The sequence below is a fragment of the Algoriphagus aurantiacus genome (genome assembly GCF_035156405.1).
Taxonomy (GTDB): domain Bacteria; phylum Bacteroidota; class Bacteroidia; order Cytophagales; family Cyclobacteriaceae; genus Algoriphagus; species Algoriphagus aurantiacus.
The window spans coordinates 160149-169931 of record NZ_JAXRUT010000012.1 but is presented as its reverse complement, the minus strand read 5'-3'; the positions used below and the strand labels follow the sequence as shown (position 1 = coordinate 169931).

Sequence of the window (9783 nt, the reverse complement as noted above, 5' to 3'; positions counted from 1 at the left end):
GATGGACGATACGGATATGGGCTATCAATAAACAAGAAAATCAGATCATATGACGTCACAGGATTTAGTTGTTTCTATTTTGGGTGTTGTGTTGGTACTTTCCGGATTTGCGATTCGGTATTGGACAGGGAAGCGCCGTTTCAATCGAAGAGGGCCTGGAGGATTACAACATTATTCCAGCTATTCTAAAGCACTTATTGTTTCTGTTATTGAACGAATTGCCAATTTATTAAGCATTCCCATTATACTGGGAGGTATATTCCTCTTAGCATTTTGGTGGATGTATGTGAGAGGGATTGTTTTATCAAGAAATAAAGATGCTGTGAAAAATAATACGGAATATAAAATAGAAACCAAAGCCCACTTCCTTGTTCCTGCAGATAAGGGCTTTGGCACAAAGAAGATCTGCCCCATCCCAACGAATCATTCCCTTACGTCCATGAGTTCTTTTGCAGGATTTACCCTTTATCGTTGATACTCGTGAGAAACCTCCTCCGATAGCGGATGCGAAGGATGGTCTACGGTAATCCAATTGTCTGGTATTCAACATCGATTGGGAAGAACCGGGGAATTGTAAATATCGAATATAGAGGTGTCAACAACCTTACATTTTTAGGATATCAATTTTAAGTACTTGGTCAACTTTATAATTATGAATATCGCCCGAGGGCGAACAAAAACGTCCGAGCTATAGAAGCTCAATTTTTTAAATTGGCCATTTGAAGCAGAGATAGGAGGTTTTTATATGGCATAGAAGTAGAAATGTTTTTATGAGACTTCCACTAAGATTAATCCAAGGCATCGGCATGGACTTAAAAACATTTTGGGTTAAGTCGGGAAACTTGATCAACAAGTAAACTAAATAACCGAAATTAACATGCTAAAAAACTATTTTAAAATCGCCTACCAAAACCTTAGGAAAAATCCAGGATATTCCTTGATCAATATCGGTGGATTGGGTATTGGCATCGCCTGTTGTTTGTTGATTTTCCAATACGTTACCTTCGAAACAAGCTTTGATAAATTTCATGAGAATGGGGATGATATCTACCATGTTTCCTGGCATCGGGTACAAAATGATGGAGAACCAAGTATTAATGCATCGACAGGATGGCCGGTAGGCCCTGCACTTGCTGATGAGACTCCTGAAGTGATCCGATATGCACGGCTGCATCCGGAATACGGAAGTGCGCTCATTTCCAATCCTAACCAACCGGAAAAGACATTTAAAGAAAGGAGAATCTATTATGCAGATTCCGCATTTACCCAAATGTTTTCTTATCCCCTTGTATCAGGGAATCCTGAACGAGCACTTGAACCCGGAACTCTTTTGATTACCCAAGCAGCTGCAATAAAGTACTTCGGCAGTGAAGATCCAATTGGAAAAACGCTGGATGTGAGAGGATGGTTTGGAGGGGATTTCCTGTTTAGTGGTGTGGTGAATGGCATATTAAGGGATGTTCCGGCAAACTCACATCTTCAGTTCGACTTTCTTCTGCCTATGGCAGACCTCTTTCAGAACAGTGATTATAATAATCCTTCAACTGGGTGGGGTTGGAATAACTTTATCACCTACGTACAGCTTCGACATGGTTCAGACCCGATAGAAGTGGACAAGAAGTTTTCAGAGATCTATATGCGCCATAGGCAAGAGGATTTCCAGCAGAGTAATGTGAAGGCATATGTGACTTCTTCCCCCCTTATGGATATTTATCTTGATGAAGACTTACCGCTTTCCAATGTGGCAAAAGGCAGTTCCAGTTCTGTGTATTTCTTTACCGTCATCGGTTTGATCACACTGCTGGTAGCACTTGTCAATTATATCAATCTGGCTACAGCAGGGGCGCTCAGCCGGGCAAGAGAAGTGGGAGTTCGTAAAGCGATTGGCGCACAAAAAAGCCAGCTTGTCTTCCAGTTTCTTTGTGAATCCGCGCTTACGGTTCTTTTGTCAACTATACTTGGATTTGCTCTAGCAGGATTAGCTTTAAATCCGGTGAATAGCTGGGCTGGTGTAAATCTGACTTTTGCATTATGGAGTAACTCAGAATTCTGGGGGACTTTTCCAATTATCTTCTTGGTAATTGTACTCCTTTCAGGCTTGTACCCCGCATTTATGCTTGCCACTTTTAGACCTATGGAGGTACTCAAAGGAAACACAGGTACATCTGGCGCAGGGATGGGGATGAGACGAGGCCTTATTGTATTTCAGTTTTCCATCTCCATCGTACTCCTTATAGGAACAATTGTGGTTTTCAAACAGGTCAACTACATGCAGGATATGGAACTAGGGATGGAATTGGAACAGATAGTAACTGTTCCAGGTCCTGGCCTTGTGCCAGAGGGAGTAAACAAAGGAAATGTTGTTGAAACGTTTACACAAGAACTATCCAATCTGCCGGCAGTATTGAAGGTAGGTACTTCCGGTACCCTGCCAGGAGGAGGATTTGCTTTTGGTACAAATGGCTTCAAGAAGGCAACAGCCGATCAGTCAGAGGAGATTCATGCTTCTGGAACATCTATAGACACCAGTTTTGTGAGGCTGTATGGGCTTGAATTTGTGGCAGGAAGTATTAAAAACAGCTCTTACTCTGTGCCCGAAGGAGAGCCCGCCCGTATACTGATCAATGAAACCGCGGCCTACTCACTTGGTTATGATACGCCCAGTGAAGCTCTGGGTGAAGAACTTTCCCATGGACGTGTAGTTGGTGTCCTGAAAGATTTCAGCTGGTCCTCGGCACATAATGCAATGGAGAATATCATCTTCTACCTGTCAGAAAACAGTACTAACATTTCTATCAAAGTGGGTGCAACTGATTTACCTCAGACCATTATTGCCGTAGAGGAACTTTACAAGAGCCACTTTCCCGGAAATCCGTTTGAATACGCTTTCGCAGATGAGCAGTTTGATCAGCAATACAAGAATGATCTACGTTTTATGCGGTTATTCACAGCATTTACCTCTCTTGCCATTTTTATAGCATGCTTAGGGCTCTTGGGGCTGGTTACATTTACTGCAAGGCAGCGCACCAAAGAAATCGGTATCAGGAAGGTGTTGGGAGCCTCAATCAGCAGCTTAGCAAGATTGTTATCCTCTGATTTTGTCAAGCTGGTAGGAATAGCGTTTATAATCGCTTCACCTATCGCATGGTTCCTGATGGGAAAATGGCTGGAAGCCTATGCTTATAGAATTGATATAGAGTGGTGGATGTTTGTGGCAGCCGGAATTGGGGCAGTGTTTATCGCCTTGCTTACTGTCAGTTTCCAGGCGGTCAAGGCAGCGCTGATGAATCCGGTGAAGAGTCTGAAGAGTGAGTGATGTTAGTAACGAGTAGCTAGTATCAAGAACCAATAACTAAGGACCAAGAGCCAAGATACTTATGTGGAAAGTATGATGTGAGAAGTAAAATGTTAGATAAGAATTAAAAAACTAATAAGTGCGTTTTACAGATGGGAAAGAAGCAAAACCGTGAGCCGAAGAGGAATTCCTGTGGATATGGTATTTGGTGGAAATAGCAGTAAATTCTTCAATTATAATAGAAGAAAAAGGTATGTTCAGTTTTCCATCTCTTCGCCCGCCCACGAACGGTTTTGTTCGAAAATCTCCTCAATGAATCCGATAAGCAACCTATAGTAGTCGGAAATGCAGCTTTGCACTGGCACAAAACTCGCAAATACAAAAGAAATCAATTCCTAAAGGCATGCTCCGACACAACCTCCTGCTGATCTACAGAAGTTTTAAAAAGTTTAAAAGCACATTCATTATAAATCTGGTTGGTCTCTCCACCGGACTTGCATGTACACTTCTGATTTTTCTTTGGGTAAGGGATGAGATGAATGTTGATAAATTCCATGAAAAGGATAGTCGGCTCTATCAGGTTAAGGAATCACAGCAGCTTTCGGGAAATATAAGGGTGATGAATTCTACCCCTGGACTTCTGGCTGAGGCACTGACCGAAGAAATGCCCGAAGTGGAATTTGCAGCCACGGTTACTCCCGCTTTCTGGTTTGAAAAATCCATCCTTTCATTTGAAGATAAAGACATCAAGGCCTCCGGCCAGTATGCAGGAAAGGATTTCTTTAACATCTTCTCTTTTGAACTTTTACAGGGAGACAAGGATCAGGTATTGGCAGATAAAAGTTCCATGGTGATTTCCGAAGAACTGGCATTGAGATTATTCAACACCACCGAAAACATTCTTGGAAAGGGTGTGGAATTCCAGCATGAAAAAGAATTTATAGTATCCGGAATTTTTGATAATGTCACTAACTCATCCGATAATTCCGACTTTATACTGTCTTATGAAGTGTTTAAAGATATAAATAAAGGGGTATTGGAGTGGGGAAATTCTGGCCCCAATACCTTTTTGACTCTAAAGGAGGGGACAGATCCAGGTAATTTTGAAAATAAGATCAAAGATTTTATCAAAAGCAAACATACGAGTACCCATCGGACTTTATTACTCACGAAGTTTTCCGATAATTATTTATATGGCAATTATGAAAATGGGGTACAGGGAGGGGGAAGGATAGAGTACGTGAGGATGTTTTCCCTGATTGCTATTTTTATTCTGGTCATTGCCTGTATCAATTTCATGAACCTGTCCACCGCCAAAGCTTCTGGAAAACTAAAGGAAATCGGGATCAAAAAAACGATAGGGGCCAGCCGTACAACACTTGTTTTCCAATATTTGGGAGAATCCATGTTAATGACTTTGTTATCCATGTTACTGGCTCTTCTGCTTGTCCTCCTTTTACTTCCCCAATTCAATTTAATTACCGGTAAGGCACTTTCATTGGAATTGGATTTTAATCTGATGCTCGCTCTCATTTGTATCGCACTCATTACCGGACTGATTGCAGGCAGCTATCCTGCTCTATACCTTTCCAAATTCAATCCTATTGCTGTATTAAAGGGAAATCAGGCGAATTCTTTGGGAGAAGTAATGGCTAGAAAGGGGTTGGTGATTTTACAGTTTACCCTGTCGACGATTTTAATAGTTGCTGTTTTGATCATTTATAAACAGATCTCGTATGTTCAGACGAAAAACATTGGCTATGACAAGGACAATGTGATCTATTTTGAAAGAGAAGGGAAGCTGGTGGACCATCTGGAAACATTTTTAACTGAAGTAGAAAATATACCCGGCATTATGAATGCCTCTAGCATCAGTCAAAGCCTGATAGGAGGGGGCAATACTACTTACCTAGACTGGGAAGGTAAAGACCCTGATGAGAAAGTTTTCTTTGCCATTCGGCCTGTCAATTATGGTGTTATTGAAATGCTGGATATGGAGATAAAAGAAGGAAGAAGCTTTTCAAGAGAATTCGGCAGGGATAGTTTAAAGATTATCATCAATGAAGCTGCCGTTAAAACAATCGGCCTGCCGTCCCCTGTCGGTAGAGTTGTGAATCGTGGAGAAACGGAGCTGGAAATTGTGGGAGTAGTAAAAGATTTTCATTTCGAGTCCTTACAACAGAATGTTGATCCCATGTTTTTTATTTTGATTCCCGAATATACCTCGAAAATTATGGCCAAAATTGAAGCCGGTAAGGAGAAGGAGACTATTGAAAGGCTTCAGGCTTTACATGAAAGTTTTAATCCGGGTTTTGTGTTTGATTATAGATTTTTGGATCAGGATTATCAGGCGCAATATGTTGCAGAACAACGGGTTTCGGTTTTATCCCGTTATTTTGCCGGGCTGGCAATTTTAATTTCCTGCCTCGGCCTGTTCGGTCTTGCAGCCTTTACAGCAGAAAGAAGAATCAAGGAAATCGGCATCCGCAAAGTCTTGGGTGCCAGTGAATGGAAGATCATGGAACTGCTGTCCGGTGATTTTGCCAAAATGGTCTTGGTCGCCATTTTCATCGCATTGCCCTTAAGTTATTATTTGACTTCAAATTGGTTGGACGGATTTGCCTACAAAATAGACCTACGATGGTGGTATTTTGTAGGAGCGGGGGCGTTGACGATGCTGATTGCCTTGCTTACCGTCAGTTTCCAATCCATCAAAGCAGCGCTGATGAATCCGGTGAAGAGTTTGAAGAGCGAGTGATGAAAGTGTAAGGTAATTATCAAGAAGCCGATATTCTTGATTACAGTGAATAGCCGATCATTTTTTGCAGTTGCATTCACTAGTTGAATTGCACGGTGGTGGGCACAATTGATCGCTTTTTAAGTCCGAAGTTATTTAAAGTGCGATTTAAGGGTTTCTGGAGGAGGTTTTAGCTGGCATCGTAATGGAAAGGGATAATATTCCTATGGATCAATTGATTGATTTCTAGTTCATTAAGTAATCAAGTTATTCCGAATTCTTATGTGTTTCAATACTATAAAAACAATACTTCTGGTCATTACTCTGACTGTCTTATCACCGGAACTGTCCAGAGCTCAGGGAGGCTATTATACAGTTAAAATCCACAATCTCTATCCCAAGCCTATCGTGAAAGTTACCATAAACGGCAAAAAAGCTTATTTACTGTTGGACACAGGATCAGACATCGACCTAATGCATTGCATTGCTGTCAAGAAATATAATATTTCAATTAATAAGAGAAACATCGGATCCAAAGAAATGCTTGCTAGCGTGAATGGTATGGAGCGCACTTTTGATTATGTCTATGATATTGACATGATGATCGGAGAAAAACACATATATGGTAATTTTATTTCAATGGATATTGGCAGTATAGTCACCTCTATTCGCAATAAAACAGGCATGACCATTTCAGGTATTATTGGTTCTGAAACCATGAAAAACCGCTTCATCATCGATTATGAGAAGGCGGAAATTTTATTGAAAAGCGAATTGGATTAGCAAATAGTTTACTCCCACACTGGTGATCCATTTATACTTATACTTTACGATCAGTCCTCAATGCCGTAAAAATTCCCAGTTGATAATTAAATAGATAGATTAGATAACAAGAAAGCCCGGGTTCTGTGAATCCGGGGTTTTTACTGTACTGTCAGAAGATAATTCCCGCAATGCCACAGCCCACTTCCTTGTTCCTGCGGAAAAGGGCTTTGGCACAAAGAAGATCTGCCCCATCCCAACCAATCATTCCCTTACGTCCATGAGTTCTTTGGGATAAGGCAGATTTGAAAATCAATAGGATGTTCGATCTTCCTTAATTTCTGTGAGACTCTAGCATACCAGTTTCATACTAATGGTTTACTCTTACAAATTAAAAGGCATGGCAGTTCAAGAGATTCCCTTTCTTTTTTTTCTGGTGTTTCTTTGCTTTTTGACTGTTACATTTCCTTCCAGCTTCTGGGTTTCTTTCCGAATTCCTGATTGAATAGCTCTTTCTTTAGGAACTATTGATTTTGACTCGTTGATTTCACAAATTCCTTGAATCAATTCTTCTGTAAAATCATCGTCCCTGCCGAATGAGGTTAAGGGATTTGCATCTGGGTCTATTCTTTCTTGCCACTTTGGTTTATCTGTTTCTTCACGTTTCATAAGCTGATTGGTTTCGGTGCTAATATCAACCGTGATTTATTAACCCTTTGAGTTTAGAACTGAGAATAGTTAGTCCGGCTTTTTCCAGACTCTCAGAGATAATGGTATTCAGTTCTTCTTCGGATTCTTTGGATATCTGAATTGCGGCTTTTCCCGATTCTGATTTTTGTTCCATTCCTCTGGTAATTACTTCAGTTAACAGCAATACGGTTTTGCGTGGGATTTTCAGATCGATCTTTACCGTGTCGTGCATTCCGGGAACGGCCAGCAGCGTGTCGTAAATGGTTTCAAGTGATGAGATAGCCATAGCTTCAATGGTTTTAGATTTATTGCAGAGCTAAATCTACTTTGAACGACTGGAATAGGCCTATTTAGAAATTGATCAGGATAAGTTTGCGAACAGGAATTTCTTAATCCAGAATTGCGTAGGACTAGTTAAAGTGCATTGATGGTAGTATTTCCGAGAAGATAAAGTGCGCTATACTGCACTTATTGACGAATTTTACTTGATGGGAATAGGTGTGTTCACAAAAAGTGCTTTATATAGCTCTTTTTGTAGGGAAATTGTTAATTTTGATTTACTATACATGTAAAAGAGCCTTAAAATGCACTTCGAAGAATTGATTGAGACAATAAAAAATCGGAGAGATGCTCTCCGGGTTACACAGGAATCCTTAGCTCAGTTATCAGGTGTTGGTTTAAGAACCTTAAAGCAGTTTGAAAGTGGAAAGGGAAATCCTACACTTCAAACCTTGAAGAAGATTTCAGATGTATTAGGTCTGGAAGTATGTTTGAAAGTCAAAAAAATAACCGGTAATAAATGAGAAAGGCAAGGGTACTATTTAAGGATGAAGAAGCCGGTATCCTGGCCCAGTATGATGATGGCTCATTTTCATTTCAATACAATGATGTTTGGCTTGGCGATATGGGCAAGCCGGGAATAAGCCTTTCGCTACCAAAAAGGAAAAAAGAATACAGTTCAAAATTTCTGTTTCCGTTCTTTTATAACATGCTTCCAGAAGGCTCCAACAAACAAGTCGTCTGTAAACTAAACAGAATTGACCAATCGGATTATTTTGGATTGCTCATGATAACGGCAAAAAATGATAGTATTGGCGCTGTAAGAGTCCTTAAAATTGAATGATAATGAGTCAAACGGAAATAGAATATTGTCCTGGAACATTGGCAAAGGGATTTAAAACTTATAGTAGGACTTGTTTGAAAAGAGTCTTTTATGGAAAGGCAGTAAACCATGTATTACCTTATGATTCTCCGGCATCAAATTCTGAAACAGATGAACTTTTTGATCAAAGCAGAAAAGGTATGTCGATCTCAGGTGTGCAGGAAAAGTTTTCAGTATTGCTTGAAAAAAACAAGCTAAGGTTGATCAATGAAGGTGAGCGGGGAACATATATTTTAAAGCCTATCCCAAATGCCGGTAAAAAGCCAGACCAAATGCCTGCCAATGAGCACCTCACAATGCAAATAGCCCGGCAGGTCTATGGAATTGAAACAGCAGAAAACGCATTGATTTTTTTCAAAAACGGGTCTCCTGCCTACATCACCAAACGATTTGATGTCAAGGAAGACGGAGCAAAGCTCGCACAGGAAGATTTTGCATCTTTGGCCGGAAGAATGCCACAAACCCACGGAGAACATTACAAGTACTTAGGGAATTACTCGGAATTGTTTCAATTAATGAAAGCACATATACCTGCCTATAAATTGGAAGCTCCCAAACTTCTGAAAATTCTCGTATTTAATTATTTGTTTTCAAACGGAGATGCCCACTATAAGAATTTTTCCATATTGGAAACGCCGTTGGGAGATTATAGATTGAGCCCTGCTTACGACCTGTTAAATAGCCGTATTCATGTAAATGATAATATTTTTGCCTTAGATGACGGCTTGCCGCCAAGCAATTTAGCGCAAGGGAAAATTTCAGTCCAATTTTCTAAGCTTGCTGAACATGCAGATATTAACGGGGATACCTTTCATCAAATTTTGAATCTGATGTTGTCAAAATCTGATTCCGTAGAAAGATTGGTAGAAGCTTCCTTTCTGGACATTGCCACAAAAAGAAACTGTTGGCAATCATACTGTGCTCGGTTAAAGCAATTGTCAAAAAGCTGAAAAGTTATACAGTACGTAGCATTACCAGAATGACCGGCAATGTTTTGTAAAGGATCTCAAATGGAGTAGTATTTCCGGTTTTTAGGGGTTTGGTAAATAATTTTTCTTTCCTACACCTGCTGCGCCAGAGCATTATTGCCTAGTTAGAAATTGATCAAGATAGGTAAATGATCCCATCACTTTTTAT

At 40.3% G+C, this 9783-nt stretch carries 9 protein-coding genes; 7 read left to right on the top strand and 2 right to left on the bottom strand.

The features are described 5' to 3' along the window. The first annotated feature begins 49 nt into the window (after positions 1-49). From SYJ56_RS13580 to SYJ56_RS13565, 4 genes are all read left to right on the top strand, one after another. A complete protein-coding gene (locus SYJ56_RS13580) occupies positions 50-475 on the top strand; it encodes a hypothetical protein (protein WP_323834935.1) in 426 nt (141 codons plus the stop codon). 402 nt (positions 476-877) lie between these two features. After that, the gene (locus SYJ56_RS13575) at positions 878-3316 is read left to right on the top strand and encodes an ABC transporter permease (RefSeq protein WP_323834933.1); all 2439 of its coding nucleotides are present in this window, start codon (positions 878-880) and stop codon (positions 3314-3316) included. 382 nt (positions 3317-3698) lie between these two features. After that, positions 3699-6053 (top strand): ABC transporter permease, encoded by a 2355-nt coding sequence (locus SYJ56_RS13570; protein ID WP_323834931.1) that lies wholly within the window; start codon positions 3699-3701, stop codon positions 6051-6053. 261 nt (positions 6054-6314) lie between these two features. Continuing rightward, positions 6315-6815, top strand: coding sequence for a pepsin/retropepsin-like aspartic protease family protein (locus SYJ56_RS13565; RefSeq protein ID WP_323834929.1), 501 nt, complete (start codon positions 6315-6317; stop codon positions 6813-6815). Positions 6816-7202: 387 nt separating this feature from the next. Here SYJ56_RS13565 and SYJ56_RS13560 read toward each other — a convergent pair whose 3' ends face one another. Together SYJ56_RS13560 and SYJ56_RS13555 are read right to left on the bottom strand one after the other, a co-directional pair. Continuing rightward, positions 7203-7463 carry a hypothetical protein gene (locus SYJ56_RS13560; protein ID WP_323834927.1) on the bottom strand — a complete coding sequence of 87 codons (261 nt, stop codon included), beginning with the start codon at positions 7461-7463 and terminating at the stop codon, positions 7203-7205. 25 nt (positions 7464-7488) lie between these two features. After that, entirely contained in the window at positions 7489-7770 is a 282-nt protein-coding gene (locus tag SYJ56_RS13555; RefSeq protein WP_323834925.1) for a hypothetical protein, read from the bottom strand. A gap of 298 nt (positions 7771-8068) precedes the next feature. Between SYJ56_RS13555 and SYJ56_RS13550 the strand changes: the two genes are divergently transcribed. The 3 genes from SYJ56_RS13550 to SYJ56_RS13540 are packed head-to-tail and all read left to right on the top strand — an operon-like array spanning position 8069 to position 9596. Continuing rightward, a complete protein-coding gene (locus tag SYJ56_RS13550) occupies positions 8069-8287 on the top strand; it encodes a helix-turn-helix domain-containing protein (protein WP_323834924.1) in 219 nt (72 codons plus the stop codon). Continuing rightward, complete coding sequence (locus SYJ56_RS13545; RefSeq protein ID WP_323834923.1) at positions 8284-8607, top strand: HipA N-terminal domain-containing protein; 324 nt, start codon at positions 8284-8286, stop codon at positions 8605-8607. Before SYJ56_RS13550 ends, SYJ56_RS13545 begins: the two co-directional genes overlap by 4 nt. Positions 8608-8609: 2 nt before the next feature. Continuing rightward, positions 8610-9596, top strand: coding sequence for a type II toxin-antitoxin system HipA family toxin (locus SYJ56_RS13540; protein WP_323834922.1), 987 nt, complete (start codon positions 8610-8612; stop codon positions 9594-9596). Positions 9597-9783: the final 187 nt, after the last annotated feature.

Excerpts from the sequence above, each read along its gene's own strand:
- SYJ56_RS13580 (WP_323834935.1), top strand. The coding sequence starts at position 50 with ATGACGTCACAGGATTTAGTTGTTTCTATTTTGGGTGTTGTGTTGGTA.
- SYJ56_RS13575 (WP_323834933.1), top strand. The coding sequence starts at position 878 with ATGCTAAAAAACTATTTTAAAATCGCCTACCAAAACCTTAGGAAAAAT.
- SYJ56_RS13570 (WP_323834931.1), top strand. The coding sequence starts at position 3,699 with ATGCTCCGACACAACCTCCTGCTGATCTACAGAAGTTTTAAAAAGTTT.
- SYJ56_RS13565 (WP_323834929.1), top strand. The coding sequence starts at position 6,315 with ATGTGTTTCAATACTATAAAAACAATACTTCTGGTCATTACTCTGACT.
- SYJ56_RS13560 (WP_323834927.1), bottom strand. The coding sequence starts at position 7,463 with ATGAAACGTGAAGAAACAGATAAACCAAAGTGGCAAGAAAGAATAGAC.
- SYJ56_RS13555 (WP_323834925.1), bottom strand. The coding sequence starts at position 7,770 with ATGGCTATCTCATCACTTGAAACCATTTACGACACGCTGCTGGCCGTT.
- SYJ56_RS13550 (WP_323834924.1), top strand. The coding sequence starts at position 8,069 with ATGCACTTCGAAGAATTGATTGAGACAATAAAAAATCGGAGAGATGCT.
- SYJ56_RS13545 (WP_323834923.1), top strand. The coding sequence starts at position 8,284 with ATGAGAAAGGCAAGGGTACTATTTAAGGATGAAGAAGCCGGTATCCTG.
- SYJ56_RS13540 (WP_323834922.1), top strand. The coding sequence starts at position 8,610 with ATGAGTCAAACGGAAATAGAATATTGTCCTGGAACATTGGCAAAGGGA.